Origin of the sequence: Halovalidus salilacus, from assembly GCF_031852275.1 — an archaeon.
Taxonomy (GTDB): Archaea; Halobacteriota; Halobacteria; order Halobacteriales; family Natrialbaceae; genus Halovalidus; species Halovalidus salilacus.
In genome coordinates this window covers 469,703-488,814 of sequence record NZ_CP134700.1, presented here as the reverse complement: position 1 = coordinate 488,814, position 19,112 = coordinate 469,703, and the positions used below count along the sequence as shown (strand labels likewise).

Annotated in this window: 20 protein-coding genes; 10 read left to right on the top strand and 10 right to left on the bottom strand. The window is 69.7% G+C overall.

Annotation, left to right across the window (positions count from 1 at the left end; translation table 11 throughout):
• Positions 1-39 precede the first annotated feature (39 nt).
• Both RJT68_RS02465 and RJT68_RS02460 read right to left on the bottom strand, forming a co-directional pair.
• Positions 40-597, bottom strand: coding sequence for a metal-dependent hydrolase (locus RJT68_RS02465; protein WP_407040304.1), 558 nt, complete (start codon positions 595-597; stop codon positions 40-42).
• A 196-nt stretch (positions 598-793) separates the two neighbouring features.
• Entirely contained in the window at positions 794-1,138 is a 345-nt protein-coding gene (locus RJT68_RS02460) for a DUF7113 family protein (RefSeq protein ID WP_407038800.1), read from the bottom strand.
• Positions 1,139-1,516: 378 nt separating this feature from the next.
• Here RJT68_RS02460 and RJT68_RS02455 point away from each other — a divergent pair, with 378 nt between their 5' ends.
• From RJT68_RS02455 to RJT68_RS02430, 6 genes are all read left to right on the top strand, one after another.
• Positions 1,517-2,143: a DUF7344 domain-containing protein gene (locus tag RJT68_RS02455; RefSeq protein WP_407038799.1), complete on the top strand. Its 627-nt coding sequence runs from the start codon at positions 1,517-1,519 to the stop codon at positions 2,141-2,143.
• A gap of 247 nt (positions 2,144-2,390) precedes the next feature.
• Entirely contained in the window at positions 2,391-4,277 is a 1,887-nt protein-coding gene (locus RJT68_RS02450) for an ATP-binding protein (protein WP_407038798.1), read from the top strand.
• Between the two features lie 88 nt (positions 4,278-4,365).
• Positions 4,366-4,656 carry a cyclase gene (locus RJT68_RS02445; RefSeq protein ID WP_407038797.1) on the top strand — a complete coding sequence of 97 codons (291 nt, stop codon included), beginning with the start codon at positions 4,366-4,368 and terminating at the stop codon, positions 4,654-4,656.
• Between the two features lie 131 nt (positions 4,657-4,787).
• Positions 4,788-5,621 (top strand): SCO family protein, encoded by an 834-nt coding sequence (locus tag RJT68_RS02440; protein WP_407038796.1) that lies wholly within the window; start codon positions 4,788-4,790, stop codon positions 5,619-5,621.
• Positions 5,622-6,209, top strand: coding sequence for a TlpA family protein disulfide reductase (locus RJT68_RS02435; RefSeq protein ID WP_407038795.1), 588 nt, complete (start codon positions 5,622-5,624; stop codon positions 6,207-6,209).
• On the top strand, positions 6,206-6,871 hold the full coding sequence (locus RJT68_RS02430) for a cytochrome c biogenesis CcdA family protein (protein ID WP_407038794.1): 666 nt from the start codon (positions 6,206-6,208) through the stop codon (positions 6,869-6,871). Before RJT68_RS02435 ends, RJT68_RS02430 begins: the two co-directional genes overlap by 4 nt.
• A gap of 81 nt (positions 6,872-6,952) precedes the next feature.
• Here RJT68_RS02430 and RJT68_RS02425 read toward each other — a convergent pair whose 3' ends face one another.
• Positions 6,953-7,420: a phosphopantetheine adenylyltransferase gene (locus RJT68_RS02425; RefSeq protein WP_407038793.1), complete on the bottom strand. Its 468-nt coding sequence runs from the start codon at positions 7,418-7,420 to the stop codon at positions 6,953-6,955.
• Between the two features lie 89 nt (positions 7,421-7,509).
• Positions 7,510-8,346 carry a DUF4397 domain-containing protein gene (locus RJT68_RS02420; RefSeq protein ID WP_407038792.1) on the bottom strand — a complete coding sequence of 279 codons (837 nt, stop codon included), beginning with the start codon at positions 8,344-8,346 and terminating at the stop codon, positions 7,510-7,512.
• Positions 8,347-8,669: 323 nt separating this feature from the next.
• On the opposite strand from RJT68_RS02420, the gene RJT68_RS02415 reads away from it, so the two are divergent.
• The gene (locus RJT68_RS02415; protein WP_407038791.1) at positions 8,670-8,924 is read left to right on the top strand and encodes a glutathione S-transferase N-terminal domain-containing protein; all 255 of its coding nucleotides are present in this window, start codon (positions 8,670-8,672) and stop codon (positions 8,922-8,924) included.
• 100 nt (positions 8,925-9,024) lie between these two features.
• Here RJT68_RS02415 and RJT68_RS02410 read toward each other — a convergent pair whose 3' ends face one another.
• Positions 9,025-9,777: an SDR family NAD(P)-dependent oxidoreductase gene (locus tag RJT68_RS02410; protein ID WP_407038790.1), complete on the bottom strand. Its 753-nt coding sequence runs from the start codon at positions 9,775-9,777 to the stop codon at positions 9,025-9,027.
• A 112-nt stretch (positions 9,778-9,889) separates the two neighbouring features.
• Positions 9,890-10,453 carry a class I SAM-dependent methyltransferase gene (locus tag RJT68_RS02405; protein ID WP_407038789.1) on the bottom strand — a complete coding sequence of 188 codons (564 nt, stop codon included), beginning with the start codon at positions 10,451-10,453 and terminating at the stop codon, positions 9,890-9,892.
• Between the two features lie 243 nt (positions 10,454-10,696).
• Between RJT68_RS02405 and RJT68_RS02400 the strand changes: the two genes are divergently transcribed.
• On the top strand, positions 10,697-11,392 hold the full coding sequence (locus tag RJT68_RS02400) for an HAD family hydrolase (RefSeq protein WP_407038788.1): 696 nt from the start codon (positions 10,697-10,699) through the stop codon (positions 11,390-11,392).
• A gap of 122 nt (positions 11,393-11,514) precedes the next feature.
• On the opposite strand, the gene RJT68_RS02395 is transcribed toward RJT68_RS02400, so the two are convergent.
• Positions 11,515-12,168, bottom strand: coding sequence for a helix-turn-helix domain-containing protein (locus RJT68_RS02395; RefSeq protein ID WP_407038787.1), 654 nt, complete (start codon positions 12,166-12,168; stop codon positions 11,515-11,517).
• Between the two features lie 201 nt (positions 12,169-12,369).
• Positions 12,370-14,259 (bottom strand): molybdopterin biosynthesis protein, encoded by a 1,890-nt coding sequence (locus tag RJT68_RS02390; RefSeq protein ID WP_407038786.1) that lies wholly within the window; start codon positions 14,257-14,259, stop codon positions 12,370-12,372.
• A gap of 119 nt (positions 14,260-14,378) precedes the next feature.
• Between RJT68_RS02390 and RJT68_RS02385 the strand changes: the two genes are divergently transcribed.
• Both RJT68_RS02385 and RJT68_RS02380 read left to right on the top strand, forming a co-directional pair.
• On the top strand, positions 14,379-15,512 hold the full coding sequence (locus RJT68_RS02385) for a serine hydrolase domain-containing protein (RefSeq protein WP_407038785.1): 1,134 nt from the start codon (positions 14,379-14,381) through the stop codon (positions 15,510-15,512).
• A gap of 68 nt (positions 15,513-15,580) precedes the next feature.
• A complete protein-coding gene (locus RJT68_RS02380; RefSeq protein ID WP_407038784.1) occupies positions 15,581-16,711 on the top strand; it encodes a serine hydrolase domain-containing protein in 1,131 nt (376 codons plus the stop codon).
• A gap of 36 nt (positions 16,712-16,747) precedes the next feature.
• On the opposite strand, the gene RJT68_RS02375 is transcribed toward RJT68_RS02380, so the two are convergent.
• Positions 16,748-17,539, bottom strand: coding sequence for a hypothetical protein (locus RJT68_RS02375; RefSeq protein WP_407038783.1), 792 nt, complete (start codon positions 17,537-17,539; stop codon positions 16,748-16,750).
• Between the two features lie 125 nt (positions 17,540-17,664).
• A complete protein-coding gene (locus RJT68_RS02370) occupies positions 17,665-18,960 on the bottom strand; it encodes a molybdopterin molybdotransferase MoeA (protein WP_407038782.1) in 1,296 nt (431 codons plus the stop codon).
• Positions 18,961-19,112: the final 152 nt, after the last annotated feature.

The window sequence follows — 19,112 nt, the reverse complement described above, 5'->3', positions numbered from 1 at the left end:
CGAGTGACAGTCGGTCGAGCGCGACCGTCGAATCCGGCGTCACTCGAGCCGTTCCGGGAGCCACTCGACGAGCCGACGCCGAACCGCGGCGTAGCCGATCGACAGGGCGACGGCCCCCAGGACGATCCCTCGGACGAGGGGGTCGTCGAAGACGAGCAGCGGTGTAATTGCGAGCGCGACGGCGAGGACGGCGTCCTCGGGCGCGCCGTCGTACCTGATCCACCGTCTGGGACGGACCCACGTCCCGCGAGCGTGGTCGTAGACCGCCCGGTCCGACGGATTCGTCCAGGGGTCCATCTCCGGACCGCCGCCGCCGGCGTCGCTGACGGCGTGGACCCACGCCGCGACCGCGAACGCGCCGACCGCGGCGGTGAGGCTCGAGGGGAAGACGGTCGCGAACCCCGCGCCGGCGACCGCGACGGGGAGGCCGTAGACGGGGAAGTGAAGGGTTCGTCGGTGGACGAACAGGACGTCGACGTCGGGGAAGACGCCGCCCGCTATCGCACCGACCGCGAGCGGGAGGGCGTACTCCGGTGCGAGGAACGCGAAGGGGGCGACGAGCGTCAACCCCGCGAACGCGTGGGTGGTGGCCATCATGGCGAACGAGGTCGCCTCGAGCGGGACCCGGCAGGCTCGGCGCTCGAGGCTGGATTCCACCTACGTGCGGTCCGGCCAAAACGATACGCGAAGCGGACGAAACCGTCGGCGGTTTCGCAGCGCCGCCCGGGATCGGCGACGCCGCGTGCGACCATCGCTCGAGTCGATCCGGCCCCGCGGGCGGTCCCGACGGGTCCTACCGACCGGGTTCGTCCGCGCTCTTCTCGACGTGGAGTTCGACCTCGGTCGGATCGATTCCGATGCGGGCGAACTGAGTTCTAATGTGCTCTTTGGCCCGCTCGAGCGCCTGTTTCCGGGTGTCGAACCCCCGGGGCATCGGCGACTCGAACGCGAGGTTGACCTCGCGACCGTCGACCAGCTGGGTCGTACCGCCGCTGTCGACCTCGTAGAATTCGTCGCAGACCCAGACGTACGCGGCGTCTTCGTCGGGGGCGCCGCGGAACGACGGCGCCCGCTCGCCGCGTTCGTAGAGCGTCCCCGTGAGTTCGGTCCCGCCCGCGCGGCCGCGTACCAGTAACATGCCGTTCCGTAGTACTCGAGGATGCAAAAAGGCGGTGGCGAGCGGCGAGACGGAGTCGACCGCTCGGTTCGCCGCCCGTCGAGACGGATCGGCCGTCGTTCGTGTCACGGCACCGGGGCGGTCGTCGGCCGACGCCGACGCTCGCTGCCGGGGAGCTTCCGTCCCGGGATTCCCGCGATCCGGCGCCTCTCACGGAACGCTTTCGCTCCACCGCGATGGACGCGCTGCGTTCCCGAAACCGACGTACCGACCGCGCTGAGGGAGCGATATTAACACAACAGTAAGTAAATATCCCCGCAACGTACGGGTCTTGTTATAGGTTTCGGCCAAACTGTTTTGGAAACGTGCTTAAATCCTCTGCACGGGTTTATCGGAGCAATGAGTTCGGACGCTCACTTCGGCGGCGACGACGTCGGTTCGACGACAGAACTCCCGGCGGAGTGCTACGACATCCTGAGCCATCCCCGCCGCATCCGCCTCCTCGAGGTGCTCGCCGGTCGGCCCCGGTCTGCGACGGTTTCGGACCTGACCGAAGCGATCTACGAGCGCGAACGGGCCGCCGAGACGGACGACCCGACGCGACACGAGGTGCGGATCAGCCTCGTTCACAGCCACCTCCCCCGACTGGCCGACGCGAACGTCATCGCCTGGCAGGGCGAAACCGTCAGCCTCGTCGGCGACCTCCCGCTGCGTCCGGAGGCGTTCTCGAGCCTGCTCGAGCGCTCGGCGGCCGCCGGCGACGAGGACGTCCTCGAGACGCTCGTCCAGCCGACGCGGATGGCCGTCCTCGCGATCCTCTCCGATTTCGACCGCGCGTGCTCGCTCGAGGAACTCGCGACGGCGATCGCGGCCGCCGACCGGAGCCCGATCGACGATCCCGAACGGGCGACGATCGCGCTCCACCACAGCCACCTCCCGGCGATGGAGGACGTCGGCGTCCTCGCCTACGACGAGATCGCGAAGGAAGTGACCCGAACGAACCGGTCGGTGCCGGTTACCCAGTAACCGGAACGACCGCTCTCGCCCGTCGCCGGCCGACTCGAGCGTCCGACCGGTGCGGCCGGGGCGTCTCTCTGATCGTCCCTTGTTCTCTTCGAGCGACGCGTCCGGTCGCGGACGAATCGGTCCGCCTAATTTCGCGTCCGTGGCCCGGTAACGGCTTCTTACCGCAGTTCTCGACGTATTACCTCGAGCGGCGCGAGTCGACCCTCGGAGGGAAACGGGTTTGAGGGTCCGCTCGGATGACGTGAACATGACCGATCTGGGTGACTTCGGTGATTTCACCGCCGACCCCGACGAGCCCGGCGACGCCGACGACCCCGAGGAAGGCTCCGCGACCGCGCCTCCGTCCGCCTCCGCATCCGCCGACCCGTCCTCGGCGTCCGCCGACGGTACTGCGGACGCGCCGACGGACGCGTCCGACGGTGACGACGACTTCGAGACGATCGACCTCGACCCGCGCGGCGAGGACGTCGGCATCGGCGCCGTCTGCGTCTCCCGGGGGCTGCGCGTCGGCGAGGACGACGAGGACACGACCTTGCAGGCGTACGTCACGCAGGGGAACCGCGCGTCGATCCGGATCGGGACCTACCTGCTCGCGCCCTACCCCGACGGCGAGACGCTCTTCTGTCGCATCGCCGCCCTCGAGTACGCCCAGCAGTACCACGCCGACGACGCGACGGAGATCCACGCCCGCCGGGCGATGCGCACCGACGGGATCTCCGAGGCCGACTACAAGTTCCTCGCGTCGCTCGAGCCAGTCGCGGTGCTGTACGACGACGGGGGCGAACTCAAGCGGCGGATGACCGACCGCGTGCCGAAACCCCAGACGGTGATCCGGCAGGCGACCGACGTCGAGGAGATCAAGACCGGGCTGAAGATCCCCGACGACGGCGTCTTCCTCGGGCACCTCTCGGTGGGCGGCGAGAAGGTCCGGACCGCCGCGTCGCCGCCGACGATCGACTACCGGCTGAAAGACGACTACGAGTCGGGCGACCCGCTGGTCTTCCGCCACACACTCATCGCCGGCGGGACGGGGTCGGGCAAGACCCACGCCGCGAAGAACGTCCTCCGGCAATTCCTCGCCGACGAGCGGACCTACCCGATGGAGGACGGCCGCAGCGTCAAGCCCGCCATCGTCCAGTTCGACCCCCAGGACGAGTACGCCCAGATGCACGACGACAACCCCGACCTCGACGACGCGTTCGCCCGCCGACTCGAGCGCGAGGGGATCGCCCACGGCGGCCACGACGACACGACCGTCTTCGTCCCGAGCGTGGGCAGCGCGTCGTACGCGCCGAGCCACCACCGCGCCGAGTGCGTCGAGTTCACCATCCCCTTCTCGATGGTGTACGAGAACCCGTGGCTGGTCGCCGGCAGCGGGCTGAACGACAACCAGTACGGCGCGCTCGTGAGCGTCCTCCTGCCGCGGTTCCGCAGCCAGTACGGCGACGGCGGCACCTACGAGGAGTTCACGACGTTCCTCGACGACCCCGCCCTGCGGGAGGAACTCGACGAGTCCGGCCGCGTCCACGAGGCCACCTTCGACGCCGTCCGCCGGCGCGTGCTCGGATTCGGCCACGTCTTCGACCAGGACGCCCGGCCGATCACCGAGCTGATCCACGAGTTCGTCCGCCCCGGCGGCCTCTCGGTGGTCCCGACCTACCACGTCAACGACTCGAGGGCGACGGAGACGGTCGTCCTCGCGCTCTCGAGCCTGCTCATCGACGAGAAGCTCTCGAACGACCCGTTCTACGACCGGATCAAGGAGACGCCCCTCGTTTTGGGAATGGACGAGGCCCACAACTTCCTCACCGACGCCGACAGCGTGCAGGCGGGGAAGGTGATCCGAAAGTTCACGGAGGCCGCGAAGCAGGGCCGCAAGGAGCGCCTCGGCCTCTTCCTCATCACCCAGGATCCCCAGGACATCGACGACGCCGTGTTCAAGCAGATCAACACCACCGTCGTCCTCAACCTCGGCGACGAGGACGCCATCAAGAGCGTCAACATCCCCTCCAGCCTCGAGTCGAAGGTTCCCTACATGGAGAAGGGCCAGATGGTCGTCTACTCGCCGGACAACTCCGAGCCCGTGGAGTTGATCGGCCTCTCGAAGTGTCTGACCCGTCACGGGCGGGACTGATCGCTCGAGTCGTTCGCGTGACCGAACCGTCCGGGCTCGATTCGGACCAATCGTTTTCCCTCGAGCCGTCGTACCAATCGACTCACCGATGCCGTACGTCTACGCCTGCCACCGGATCGACGACTACGAGCGCTGGGAACGGCACCACGAGGAGAACGGCGAGGCGCGGGCCGCCCACGGGTCGCTCGGGAGCGAGGCGTTTCGCGTCCGGAACGATCCGACGGAGGTCGTCGTCCTGATCGAGATCGCCGAGGGGCGCCTCGAGGAGACCCTCGACTACTACGACTCCGAGGCGTTCCGGGAGACGCTCGAGGCGGCGGGCGTGCGCGAGGTCGTCGAGGCCGAGGTGCTCGAGAAGGTGCACGAGCAGGACGCCTGACCGTCGCGGGTCGGCGTTCCCGACGCAGAGCCGCGAGTTTGCGGGACGTTCGAGGTCGCGGTCTCGGCGGGGAGCCGGGTTTCGAGGTACGAACCAGTGTGCCTTTCATCGTGCGCTCCCAACGCCCCGGTATGGAAAGGCGCACGTATCTTCGCTCGCTGGGGGTCGCGGGCGTTGCCGGGACCGCAGGCTGTCTCGACGATCTCCCCGCGATGGGCAGCGATGGCGAGGACCGGAAGGCCGAAGGGACCGTCCTCGGCCCGCCCGAGCAAAAGCGGGGTGAGCCGTCGCACCCGACGTACGGCGACGAGATTCCCTCGTTTTCGATCGAAGACCCCCTCACGGGCGAGGAAATTTCGCCGGAGGAGTTCGAGGGCGAGCGCGCGTTCTTGATGACGTTCATCTACACCAACTGCACCGACAACGTCTGCCCGATGTTGCTCTCGAAACTCCGCTACGCGCAGGAGAAAGCCACAGACGGAGACTACTCGGACGAGGTCGCGTTCCTCGCGATGACGTTCGATCCCGACCGCGACGATACGGACGCACTGCAAGAGGAGGGCGAAGAGCAGAGCGTCGACTTCGACGCGGGGAACTGGCACTTCCTCCGACCCGAGGACAACGACGAGGCCGAAGAGATCGTCAACGGCACGTTCGGCGTGCCGTACGAGCAGGAGGACCTCGAGGAGCACGACCACGGCGACGGAAACGAGAGCGGGAACGACCACGACGAGACCGAGAACGAAAGCGGGCACGACCACGGCGACGGAAACGAGAGCGAGACCGACCACGAAAGTGAGGGCGGCAACGAGAGCGACGACGGCGGCGACGTGGAGAGTATCGTCCACTACGATCTGATCTTGCTCGTCAACGACCGGGGGATCGTCGAACGCTCGTATCCACAGGCGACGGGCGTCGAGGGGACCCGCATCGCCGAGGACCTCGAGACCGTCGTGGAGGGATAGATGCGACGGCGCGATCTCATCGCCGGCGTCGGAAGCCTCGGACTCCTCGCGGGGGGCGGGGTCCTCGCGTCGAGCGGTCTGCCGTCGTTCGACGACGCTGACGACTCGAACGAGGACGACGGGTCGTCCGACGATCCGGTGACGATCGAGACGATCGACGCGCCGGGAAGCGAAGCGGGCGAGATTCGCGTTCCGTCGCGGGAACGGGCGACGTTCGTCGACTTCTTCGCGACGTGGTGCGATCCGTGTATCGAACAGATGCCCGCGCTCGCCGAGGCGAGCGACCGGATCGGCGACGAGGTGCTGTTCGTCTCGGTCACGAGCGAATCCGTCGGGGACTCGCTGACCGAGGACGAACTGGTCGACTGGTGGGATGAACACGACGGCGACTGGACGGTCGGCGTGGATCCGAAGGCGGAGTTGACCTCCCGATACATGTCGGGCGGATACCCGTTCGCCGCCGCGTTCGACGCGTCCGGTCGAGTCCGGTGGTCGGATTCGGGCGTAAAGAGCGCGGACGACCTCGTGGAGGGCATCGAGCGGGCGCTCGAGGCGGAGTCCGACGGCGGATCCGGATCGAACGCATGATCGACGTCGCCGGACTGTCGACGCTCGGGTTCGCGCTCACCGCCGGCGTGGCGACGTTCTTCAGCCCCTGCGCCTACCCCCTCCTTCCGGGGTACGTCGGGTTCTACGTGAGCCAGACCGACGGCGAGGGGGCGTCACTCGGCGGGGCGACCGTCCGCGGAATCGTCGCGGGGGCCGGCGTCCTGCTCACGTTCGCGGTCCTCATCGGGGCGACGTTCCTGGTCGGACGCTCGACGCTGTCCGGGCTCACGGTCTTCGAGTCGCTCGTCGGCGCGCTGCTCGTTGTCTTCGGCGCCCTGATCCTGTTCGACCGGGCACCGACGCTCTCCGTTCGACTGCCCAGGCGACGCTCGAGCGTCCTCGGGTTCGGAATCTTCGGGGCGGGCTACGCGCTCGCCGGTGCCGGCTGCGTTTCGCCCATCTTCCTCGCGGTCGTCGCCCGCTCGATCTCCATGCCGACGAACGAGGCGACGCTCCTCTTGACGACCTACGTCGGCAGCGTGATGGCGCTGATGATCGCGACGACGGTCGCGACCGGGATGGGGCTCCTCGCGAGCGCGGGTCGACTGGCCGCGTACTCGGGCCACCTGAAGAAACTCGCCGGAGCCGTGATGATCGTCGCAGGGATCGGCCAACTGTACCTCGCGCTCGTCGTCTACTGACTCGGGCGTCCGGCGGCGATCGCATCCGCCGGCACTGCCGTCTGATCCCGGCGTGTTCATTCTCGACCGAAACCGAACGACTCACTCGAGCACCCGGCCGCGCTCGTCGATCTCGCCGTTCACGATCCGGGTCGAGGAGATCCGCTCGCCGTCCTCGGCGAGGACGTACGGGGCGACGATACCCGTGATCGGCTCGAGGCCGCGCTCGCGTCGGCGATCGTTGATCTCGGCGAGTTCGGGCGCGGTCTCGGGCGAGACGACGAGCGCGTCGATCGTCGGGTCGTCGGAGGCGATGCCGTGTTCGTCGGTCAGTTCGACGATCTCGACGTCGCGTTCCCGCTCGTCGAGGTCGGCGACGGCGTCGGCGACCGCCCGGACGCGCTCGCCGAAGGACGGAATCGGACGGGGCTCGTGTCGCGTCTCGACCGCGAGTTCGTCGCTCGTGAGGGCGATCAGCACGCCGTCGTCACCGAACCGGAGCGCGTGCTCGAACAGCTTTCGGTGCCCGTCGTGCAGCGGTCCGAACGTGCCGGCGACTGCGACTCGCATACGAACACCCGACGACGACCAGCGGGAAAACGGTGAGCCGTTCGAGGTGGCCGTAACCGCGAGGGTCGTCGTCGGCGATCCGCGCGAGCTCAGTGGCCGCCGGGTTCGGCGTCGACCGTTACCTCCAGGTCGAAGGGTTCGTCGGCCGGCGCCGCGCCGGGCTCGAGGTAGCCGACGGCGAAGGCGGTGTAGACGCCGCCGGCCTCGGGCGCGACGTCGAACTCGGCGACGACGTCGCCGTCGTTGTTCTCGGTCGCCGGTCGCACCTCGAGCGCGTACTCGTCGGGCGGGACCTCGGCGCTCGCGGCGTCCCCGAACGCCGCGTCTTCGAACAGCACCTGCTCGCCGTCGCCGACCGTGACGTCGACGGCGGGCGCGTCGGGCGAGGCGTGGACCAGGCGGACCCGCGCCTCCTCGCCGGGATCGCTCATGTCGTCCTCGAGGACCGTCGGGGCGAACGGCTGGTTCTCCTCGGCCAGTTCGCCGATCGCCGCGACCGTGAACGCCCCCTCGGCGATCTCGAGGTCGTCCTCGAAGACCACCGTCTCCGGATCGTCGGCCGCGGCGATCGCGACCTCGTAGGTCCCCGGCTCGAGTTCGAGGTAGTCGCTCACGTCGCGGTAGGCGACGTCCTCGAGTACGGTGTCTCCGTCGACGGATACGTCGACGTTGGGGGCGTCCAGGGAGAGGTGCGCGACGCGAACCATGGCGCGCCCGTCGTCGCCGGCCCCGTCGCTCGTCTCCTCGCTGTCGGTTCCGTCGCTCGAGTCGTTCGTCTCCTCGTCGTCGGACGGCCCGCCGCCGTTCGCGTCGTCCATCTCGTCGTCCCCCGCCGCGTCGCCTTCTCCCGCACAGCCCGCGAGGGCGACGAGTCCCGTTCCGCCGACGATCGTCAGTGCGCGTCGTCGCGTGATGTTTCGAGTCATCGAGAGTCTAGGCCACACGGGGCGTGGAGTGCAGTTCCCCTAACAGTGTCAACTCCGGGTGGACGCGCTCGCAACCGGGCGGCTCACGGTCCCTCCCGGTCGACGGCTCGCTCGTCGCCGGTGGTTCGAGGCGAACGCAACTCGGCCGTCCCCACGACGGTCGCGGACTCCCTCCTCGAGATGGGTTGCGGTCTCCTCGGGACGGTGCTGACGCGGTGGCCCGTCGCGGTCCCCGCGAGCGCCCTCCCTCCCCTGAAGGCGATCCGCCTGCTGTCACTCGCGCGGCCAACCCTTACCCGCGAGGCCTTCCAACCCGAACCGTCGTGCTCGAACTCTACCAGGCCGAAGGCTGTCCGTACAGTTCGACGGTGCGCGAGAAGCTGACCGACCTCGGCGTCTCGTACGTCGCGCACAACCCGCGCCGCCCCGAGGGCGACGTCCGAAACGAACGGACGTACCGGGCCATGCAGGACGTCGGCGGCCGGGATTCGATCCCCTTCCTCGTCGACACCGACCGAGAGGAGACGATCTACGAGGGCGATGAGATCGTCGACTACCTCGAGGAGCACTACGCGTAGCCGGACCTCCCCCGTTCACCGATCCTCCGTTTTCGACCGCCGTCGACCCTCCAGGTTCGCGGGTGCGGCCCCCCGACCGCGGGTGACCCCCGGCGGTCGCTCAGACGCGCTCGGGCAACCAGCCGCCGTCGACCTCGAGGTTCTGGCCGCTCACGTACTCGTTCTCTGGGTCGAGGAAGAACAGCAGCGGGCGGACCAGGTCCTCGTAGCTCGCGGGGCGCCCGCGCGGGAGGTCCTCGGGGAACTCGTCGGAGTTCTCGACGACGTACGGCGAGACGGCGTTGACGGTGATCGGGTCGTCCTGCGTGTCGGCGGCGAGCATTCGGGTGAACATCAGGACGCCGGCCTTGGCGACGAAGTACGGGAAGTTCTTCGGGTGGACGAGCCCCTTCTCGCTCGAGGCGTAGCCGACGTTGACGATCCGGCCGTAGCCGTTCTCGCGCATCGCGGGCAGCGCGCGCTTCGAGCAGAGGTAGGTCCCGTTGAAATTCGTCTCGAGCACGCGGTTCCAGGTCTCGAAGTCGATCTCCGCCCAGTGGCTGGGCGCGAAGTCGCCGACGTTGTTCACGACGATCTCGACCGGCCCCAGGTCGGATTCGACCGCCGAGAAGAGGCCGTCGACGCTCTCGGGATCGGTGACGTCGCCCTGGACCGTCGTCGCGTCGGCCGCGCCGGCCTCGAGGGCCTCCGCAGCGACCTCGCGGGCGGCGTCTGCGCTCGTGTGGTAGTGGACCGCCGTCTTCGCCCCGCGGCGGGCCGTCGCGAGCAGGAGTTCGCGGCCGACGCCCGCGGCGCTCCCCGTAACCAGGACGGTGCGACTCGAGAGGTCGGGTCCGTTCGCGTCCGTCGTCATCGTCCCCCGATACCGGTCGGCGAGGGATAGCGTTACCGTCCCCGAAGGCGGCCGCACGAAGCGACGAGGCCGGCGTCGACGGCGATCGGCGCGAGCGCGTCCCGGCTTCGGCTCAGTCGGCCGTCGCCCCGTCGGGGTCCGCGTCCTCGAGCGTCGGCAGGTTCCACGGCTCGAACCCGTCGCGCCACACGTCCGCGCCGTCCGGATCGCACGCCTCCCGCCACTCCTCCGGCGTCAGTATCGTCACGTCGATCTCGCCCAGCTGGGCCGAGACGGGCGGATCCATCCGCACCCGGTGGACGAGCCGTCCGACGCCGGGCGCCTCCCGAATCCGGGCCAGCGCCGTCCGCGCCTCGTCGACGGTCAGGAACGAGAGCATACACTCCGTGACGAACAGGTCGATCTCGTCGATCCCGAAGGCGTCGCGCAGCGTCTCGAGGAGGGCCTCGTCGCGCAGGTCCGCCTCGACGAGGAACTCCCGCGTCGCCGGGTCGGCCGTCTCGAGGATCTCGGGCTCCGCGTCGAAGCCGTAGGCGTCGACGCCGCGCTCGCGCAACCCCGTCACCGTGGGCGCCGTGCCACAGCCGGCGATCACGACCACCGGCGCCCGGTCGTCCCCGGCGACGGCCGCCGCGAAGTCGGCCAGTTCCTCCGTGTCGTCGTAACTCTCGATCATATCCGATCCCCGGCCGCGGCGGCGAATAACCGTCCGGCTTCACTCGTTCACGTTACGAGTGCGCGGAGGCCGGACGACTGGTCGCTCCGGCTCGAGGTCGACCAGTTCCCGGGCGACGCCGTCGGGGATCGGGTCCATCCCCTCGACCGGTCCGGCCGGCGCGTCGTCGGAACGACCCGTTCCGATCCTCGGATTCGCCCGGCGACAGACATATACTCGAGAAAACCGTATCGAATCGTCCCGATGGTCACCGAGTCAGGGACCGAGGTGGAGTCCCTCGTCGACGCCGAACTCGACTCAGCACCCGCGTTCGACGCCGAGTACGACTTCTGGCTCCTCGACCTCGACGGGACGCTGATCGACGTCGAGTGGTCCTACACCCGGGAGGTGTTCGACCGGGTCGGCGACCGCCTCGGCCGGGAGTTCACCGACCGCGAGGCCGACATCGTCTGGAGCGGCCTCACCGGCTCGCGGGACCGCCAGCTCGAGGCCTGGGGGGTCGACCCCGAGGCGTTCTGGGCGGCGTTCCACGAGGAGGAGGATCCGCTGGTTCGAGCAGAGCAGACCTACCTCCACGGCGACGCCGCGTTCGTCGCCGACCTCGAGGATCCCGTGGGCCTGGTCACCCACTGCCAGCAGTACCTCTGCGAGCCGGTGCTCGACCACCTCGACATTCGCGACTGGTTCGATTCGACCCTCTGTTGCACCCACGAGACGGGCTGGAAGCCGGATCCCGGCCCCGTCGAGTGCGTCATGCGCGACCTGGGCGTCGCGCACAACGGTCACGAGGGGGTGCTCGCCGGCGACGGGCCGAACGACGTCGGCGCGGCCTGGAACGCCGGCCTCGACGCGATCCACGTCGAGCGCGTCGGCCACGAGCGCCGGGGACAGTGCGTCCTCGGCGATTATCGAATCTCCTCGTTCGACGAACTCGAGTAAGTGAGCGATCGAGCGACGTCCCGTACAACGCGCGAAGCGACCCACCGCGTACCCTGCCGAGCGACCCGGTCAGGCGACCCGATCGAGCGACGCCCGGGCGGACGCCGTCCGCCGGCGGCCGATCACCGCGACCGTTCGTTCTCGTCCGCCGTCTCCAGTTCCGCGTCGACGAGCGTCTCGTACGCCCGGCGCAGCCGCTCCGAGAGCGCCTGGTGGGAGATGTCGAGTTCGTCGGCCAGTTCCTCCATCGAGATCTTGCGCGGGATCTCGAAGTAGCCCCGCTCGAGGGCGGCCTCGAGCGCTTCCTGCTGTTCCGGGGTGAGCCGCGTCTCGGAGCCCGCCGCGTCCGTGATGTCGGAGACCCGGCGGAGGTCGGCGTTGATGCCGCGCTCGACGAACCGATCGTGGATCCGGGTCAGTTCGTCGCGGTTTTGCACGCGAATCCGAACCTGCCACCAGCCGTTCGAGCCCCACGCCGCCAGCAGCGAGCCCCCCTCGGTGAGCAGGTCGTCGTAGAGCCAGCGGGTGCCGTCGGCGAACGTCACGTCGTAGAGGAGGCGATCGCCGGCCTCGACGAGCGGTTCGTACGAATCGACGGAGGAGTCCTCCTCGAGCGCCGATTCGATCTCCTCGGGTTCGGCGCCGGATACCCAGAGGCTCGGTCTCGTCTTCGACACCGAGGACTCGAGTTCGAACGAGGCGTCGGAGATGTACTCGAACGCCTCTGCCAGCGTCGTGTCTTCGGCAGGAATCCGGAACTCGGCGATCGTCGACATCACGCGTCCTACATCACAGAGCGGTAAAACTGCTACTTCGGTCGGAGTGACTGTCTCTCGACGTTATACGCGAGACGACGACCGTCTCGCATCGGTGACAGTCTCCGCGTAGGGGGGCGTTTACGCTCGATGTGTCGACGACCGACGAATTCGGGCCCGCGAACGGTGACGGCAGTTCCCCAACGGTCCGGTGGGACGGGCTCACTCCTCCAGTCGCGTCGCGAGTTCACGAACCCCCGCCTTCTCGAGGCGGTCGGGGTTCGCGAGGATCCGAACCGGCTGGTCGCCCAGGGGAACGAACGCGAGGTCGAGGCGGTCGGCCGTCTCGCGGAGGCCGAGGCCGGCGTGGGCGTCGCCGGCGGCGACCGTCCGGGCGGGGCTCTCGTGGGCGCGGAGGCCGAGGTCGTAGCCCTCGATCGATTCGGCGAGGTCGCGGCGGGACGCGTCGCGGCCATCCGCGAGATCCTCGAGCGCCCGCTCGAGGCTCGTCCGGAGCCCCGAGTCGGTCGTCCGGTTGATGAAGCGGAGGTCGCGGTCGACGAGGTCGGCGACCCCCTCGATCCCGTCCGGGTTGCCGGGGCGAACGACGAGGCCCCACTCGCGCTCCCAGCCGCCGAATTCCTCGGCGTCGACCTCGCGCTCGAGCGGGCCGGCGACGACCGCGACGTCGGGCACGCCCTCGCGCAGGCGTCGCAGCGCGGGCCGGGAGCCGACCGAGAGGTACCGGGGGTTCTCGAGGTCGTCGAGCACCCGATTCAACCGGGGATCGTCCTCGCCGACGCCGAACAGCGTCGGCGGCCGGACGTCCGCCGAGAAGAGGCGGACGGTGACGTCTTCACCGGCCTCGAGGTAGTCCGTCTCGGGGGCCACCTCGACGACGCCGTCGGCCTCGGCGAGGCTGGTCGTCGCGCCGCTGCCCTTGTCGACGGGGTAGACGAGCGTCTCGCCCGCGCCGCCTTCCACGAGTCCCACGGGCATGAGGCGGAGGCGGCCCTCGCCGTAGCGCTCCTCCCTGGCCATCGTTCCCGAGACGGTCGCCGACTTCGGTTCGGGCAGGCCCGCGGCCTCGCGGATCGCCGGCGCGACGAACGTCCGGAAGACCATCATCGCGGAGACGGGGTAGCCCGGGAGGCCGACGTACGCCGAGTCCTCGAGGCGACCGACGAGCATCGGCTTCCCGGGTTTGACGCTCACGCCGTGGAGGAGGAGTTCGCCTCGCTCCTCGATCACGCGGTAGATGACGTCCACCGCGCTCGCGCTGGTCGACCCCGACGAGCAGACGAGGTCGCACTCCGCGGCGGCCTCCCGCAGGGTGCGCTCCATCTCGTCCTGATCGTCGCCGGCGTGGGGGTAGAGGACTGCTTCGCCGCCCGCATCCTCGACCCCCGCGGCGATCGTGTAGCTGTTGACGTCGTAAATCTCCCCGCGTCCGCTGTCGAGGTCCTCGCCGGGTCGGACCAGTTCGTCGCCCGTCGAGACGATGCCGACGGTCGGTCGGGAGCGAACGGGGACCTCCTCGACCCCGAGGGCCGAGAGCAGGCCGATCTCTCGAGGGGTGATCCGCGTGCCGGGGCCGAGGGCGCGCTCGCCGGCGGCGACGTCCGCGCCGGCGAACATGACGTTGTCCCCGGGGGCGACGCTCGTTCGGATCAGGACGTCTTCACCCTCCTGGCTCGCGGCGCTGCCGCTCGCCCGTTCCGTCGAACGTCGTTCGACGCGATCAGTCCTCTCCACCGGAACCATCGCGTCCGCCCCCGGCGGCATCACGGCCCCCGTCGAGATCTCGACGGCCTCCCCCTCGCCGACCTCGACGGCGGGTTCCTCGCCCGCGTGGACCTCGCCGACGATCTCGAGGCGGGCCGGATCCGCCTCGTCCGCGCCGAAGGTGTCCCGCGCCCGGAGCGCGTAGCCGTCGAGGCTCGCCCGGTCGAACCCCGGCACGTCGAGTTCGGCGTCGAGGCGGGCGACGAGCACCCGTCCCCGGGACTCCTCGAGCGGGACGCGGTCGATTCCTCCCTCGAGCGACAGCGAGCGGATCGCCTCGCGGGCCTCCGCGGGCGAGGCGAGGTCGCGAAACTCTTTGCGTTCCATACCGAGTGGTTGGCGGTCGTGGGGTAAAAACGTCGGTCGAACGCCGGTCGGTCCGGGCGGCGTCGGACGCTCCTTCCTCGAGGTGAAATATTACTTGCCCGGAGAGTAACGGATTGGGCATGGGACGCGTTAGCAACGCAGACCGGGAGCGCATCGCTGCCCACTTCGACCGGCACCTCGAGGTGGGGCTCCACCACGGGGCCCAACTGGCCGTCTACGTCGACGGGGAACCGGTCATCGACCTCGCGGGCGGAGTCGCCGACCCCGACGGACGGGACGAGACGCCGGAGACCCGTCACGTCGTGTTCTCCTGCACGAAGCCGTACGCGGCCGCGGCCCTGCACGCGCTGGTCGACGACGGTGACATCGACTACGACGATCGCGTGGTCGACCACTGGCCGGAGTTCGCCGAGGAGGGCACCGAGAAGGCGGAGATCACGGTTCGCCAGGTGCTCAGTCACACCTCGGGGCTCAATCGTGGCGAAATCGACGAGCGCCCCGACCTGTGGGGCGACTGGAACGCCGTGGTGACGAATCTCGAGGAGATGGACCCGACGTTCGCGCCCGGCGAGGTGCCGGCCTATCACACGCTCACCTTCGGGTGGCTCGTGGGCGAACTCGTCCGGCGGGTTTCGGGCACCCCGATCGAGCAGTTCGTCGCCGAGCGGATCTTCGAGCCGCTGGGGATGGACCACACGGGGATCGGCCTCCGGGAGGACGAGGATCACGCCGAGGTCGCGACGATCGTCGGCTTCGAAGAGTTCGACCGCTGTCGCGACCCCGGCGAGGGACTCGAGGGCGACCACGTCGCGCTCTCGGAGGCGTTCAACCGGGAGGCCCTGCAGCGAGCAGTCGTTCCCGCCGCCAGCGGCATCGGCACCGCCCGGGACATGGCCCGGTTCTACGCCTGCCTCGCTAACGGCGGCGAACTCGACGGAACGCGCATCCTCTCCGAGGAGGCCGTCGAGGCGATGACGGCGCTCGAAGCCGAGACGGACGACGACGGAACGCTCTCGCGACCGATGCGCTACGGCCTCGGCGTCTGGAAGGGCGGGACGACGAACGGCCTGTTCGGCACGCTCTGCCCCGAGCGCGTCTTCGGCCACGTCGGGCTCGGCAGCATCGTCGGTTGGGCAGATCCGGCGGAGGACGTCGCGTTCTCCTACGTCACTAACGGCGTTCGGGAGGAGTCCTACGAGCACGCGGCCCGGGTGAACGAACTCGCGAACGCCGTCAGGCTGGCGCTCCGATAGCCGACGCCCCACTGCGGCGTGTTCCCACACGCCAACGGTTAAGCGTCAGCCCGAAGAGTACCCGAACCATGCCACGGATCAGCGACGACGCTCGAGAACGCATCGCGGACCTCTTCGACCGCCACCTCGAGGCGGGGCTCCACCACGGGGCGCAACTGGCCGTCTACGTGGACGGCGAGCGCGTCATCGACCTCGCCGGGGGCGTGATGGACCCCGACAGTGGAGAGGAAGAGACCGCCGAGACGCGCCACCTGCTGTTCTCCTGTACGAAGCCGTACGCGGCCGTCTCGCTGCACGTGCTGGCCGACGAGGGCGAGGTCGACTACGACGACCGCGTGGTCGACCACTGGCCGGAGTTCGCCGAGGAGGGTACCGAGAAGGCGGAGATCACCGTTCGCCAGGTGCTCAGCCACGCGTCCGGGCTCCACCAGGGGGAGATCGACGAGCGGCCGGACCTCTGGACCGACTGGGACGCCTCGGTGGAGGCGATCGAGGGGATGGAGCCGATCACGACGCCCGGGGAGGTGCCGGCCTACCACGCGCTCACGTTCGGCTGGCTCGTGGGCGAACTCGTCCGCCGCGCCTCTGGCACGCCGGTCGAGGAGTTCGCGGCGGAACGGATCTTCGAGCCGCTGGGGATGGACCACACGGGAATCGGCCTGCGCGAGGACGAGGCGGACGACGTGGCCACCCTCGTCGGCTTCGAGGCGTTCGACCGCTGTCGCGACCCGGGCGAAGGGCTCGGGGACAACGCCGAGGTCGCCGCACCGTTCAACGAGGAGGCGATCCACCGGGCGGTCATCCCCGCCGCAAACGGCATCGGCACCGCCCGGGACATGGCCCGGTTCTACGCCTGTCTGGCCAACGGCGGCGAACTCGACGGGACGCGCATCCTCTCGGAGGAGACCGTCGAGACGATGGCACGCGTGCAGGCCGAGACGGACGCCGACGGGACGCTCTCCCGGCCTGCCCGGTTCGCCCTCGGCTTCTGGAAGGGCGGCACCCGCGTCGATCCCTACGGGTCGCTGACCCCCGAGCGCGTCTTCGGCCACGCCGGCCTCGGCAGCAGCGTCGGCTGGGCCGATCCCGAGGAGAACCTCGCGTTCTCGTACGTGACGAACGGCGTCAGAGACGGCACCTACGAGCACGTCGCCCGGGTGCGGAGCCCCGCCGACGCGGTTCGGCTGGCGCTCGAGTAGCGATCTCGAAACGCGAGCCTCTGCGTCGATCCTCGCTCAGGCGCAGATCTCGACCGGCTCCTCGTACTCGTACTCGATGCGGAGGTCGACCGTCGTCTCGACGGGGACTTCCTCGACGGCCTCGAGGGCGTACTCCCACTCGCCGCTCCGGAGCAACGCGGTGTTCTCGACGACGAAGCGGTACTCGCCGTCCGCGGACGCGACGAACTCGTCGTCGATCATCGACGAGACGTCGTGCTCCCGGGCGTCCTCGCCGTCCGGGTCTTCGATCCGAAGCTGCGGACGGGCGCCGTCGACGCGTTCCACGCGGTACTCGACGCGTTCACCCTCGACGAGGTCGGCCTCGAGTTCGACCTCGTCGCCGGCGCTCACGTCCGCCTCGTCGTCCCACAGCTCCTCGGTTTCCTCTTCGGTCCGATCGCCGTAGTTCGCGATGCGAATCCGGCCCGTGCCGCCCTGGTCGAACCCCTCGGTCGCGCTCACCGAGGCGCCCTCGTCCTCGAAGACGACGTCGCCGCCGGGCGATTCGATCTCGACGTGGACGTCCTGGCCGTCGGAGGCCGTCACGTCGAAGTGCAGCGTCTCGCCGTCTTCGACCTCGTAGCCGTGGGTCCACTCGAGGCCACCCCCGAGGTCGCGTTCGTTCTCGACGCGAAGCGCGGTCTCCGTCTCCGTCTCGGTCTCGCAGTCGTCCTCGTCCTCGTCGTCGTCCGCGCTCTCTCCGTCCCCCTGGCTCGTTCCGGGCCCGGCCTCGCCGCACCCCGCGAGGAGGGCCGAACTCGCCGCGCCGCCGACCGCCGCAACGAGCGTCCGCCGATTCAGGTTCATGGCTCTCCGAAACGCTTCTTCCCTACGGAATCAGTCGTGGTAAAGGCTCGCCCGTTAAGGCGCCGCTACAGCCCGTTAGCGACGCTCCGTCGCTCGGCGTCTCGAGAGAAACGATCCCGTTACCGTTACGATCCCGGCTCCCAGTCCTCGACGGCGACCGTCTCGCCGGCCGGAATCCCCTCCCGTTCCTCCTCGACGACGACCCAGCCGTCGGCGAGCGCGACGCTCGAGAGCACCCCCGAGCCGCTGGCACGCGTCGGGATCGCCGCGTAGTCGGGGCCCTCGCCCTCGCCGCCGTCCGACTCGTCATCGTCGCGCGCCTCGAGTCGAACCCGCGCGAACGTCCGCGTGCCGGGTTCGCTCGGGATCTTGCGCTCGAGGACGGCCTCGGTCGTCGGGTGCGGGTCGGGCTCGACGCCCTCGAGCCAGCGGAGGGTGGGCCGGAGGAACTGGACGGCGTTGACGATGCAGGCGACGGGGTAGCCCGGCAGCGCGAGGACGGGCGTGTCCTCGACGACGCCCAGACAGACCGGGTGGCCGGGTTTGAGCCCGACGCCGTGGACGAGCACCTTGCCCAGGTCGTCGATCACCTCGGGGAGGAGGTCGCGCTCGCCCACCGAGGAGCCGCCGGTGGTGACGACGACGTCCTTCGTGAGGTCGCGCTGGATCGCCACCCGCAGGGCCTCGGGGTCGTCGGTGACCACGTCCCGGTAGGTCGCCCGGCCGCCCCAGCGCTCGACGAGGTGGGAGACCGTGAGGCCGTTGGTCTCGATCACCTCGCCGGGGCCCGGGTCGGACTGGACGAGTTCCTCGCCCGTCGGGATCACGCCCGCGGTCGGCCGCGGGACGACCGCGACCTCGGAGCGGCCGACGGACTTCAGCAGGCCCAGATCCGACGGCCGGAGACGGTGGCCCGGCTCGTAGAGCGCGTCGCCCTCGGTCACGTCCTCGCCCACGGGCGCGACGTTCTCCCCCTCCGCGACGGCGTCTTCGACCTCGAGTTCGCCGGTCGCCTCGAGTTCCTCGACGTGCTCGATCATGACGACGGCGTCGGCGCCCGTCGGCAGGTCGCTGCCCGTGTGGACCCGAACGGCCGCGCCGGGGTCGACGGCCGTGTCGTCGCCTTCCCGTTCACGCTCTCGGGTTCGGAGGACGGCGGGCGATCGGGCGCTCGCGCCGAAGGTGTCCTCGGCCCGGACCGCGTAGCCGTCCATCGCCGCGCGCTCGTAGTGGGGGACGTTCCGCTTCGCGGTCACCCGCTCGGCGAGCACCCGGCCGTCGGCCTCCTCGATCGGCACGCGCTCGAGCGTCCGGTCGCGCTCGACTCCCTCGACGGCCTCCCCGAGGATTCGCCGCGCCTCCGCCACGGGCGTGCGCACCTTGAACCCGGATTCCGTCCGATCGCGATCGGCACCTTCCATACGCTGACAGGGGGGAGCGGGCGGCAAAAGCGTAGGGGGGACCGCCGCGTCGATCGACCGGTCGCGTCGGACGCGCGGGTTCCCGCCGGCGCGGTTTTATGCAGCCGTCGCCGCGAGAACCATACCGCGGGACCGGCCGCTACCGCGGCCTT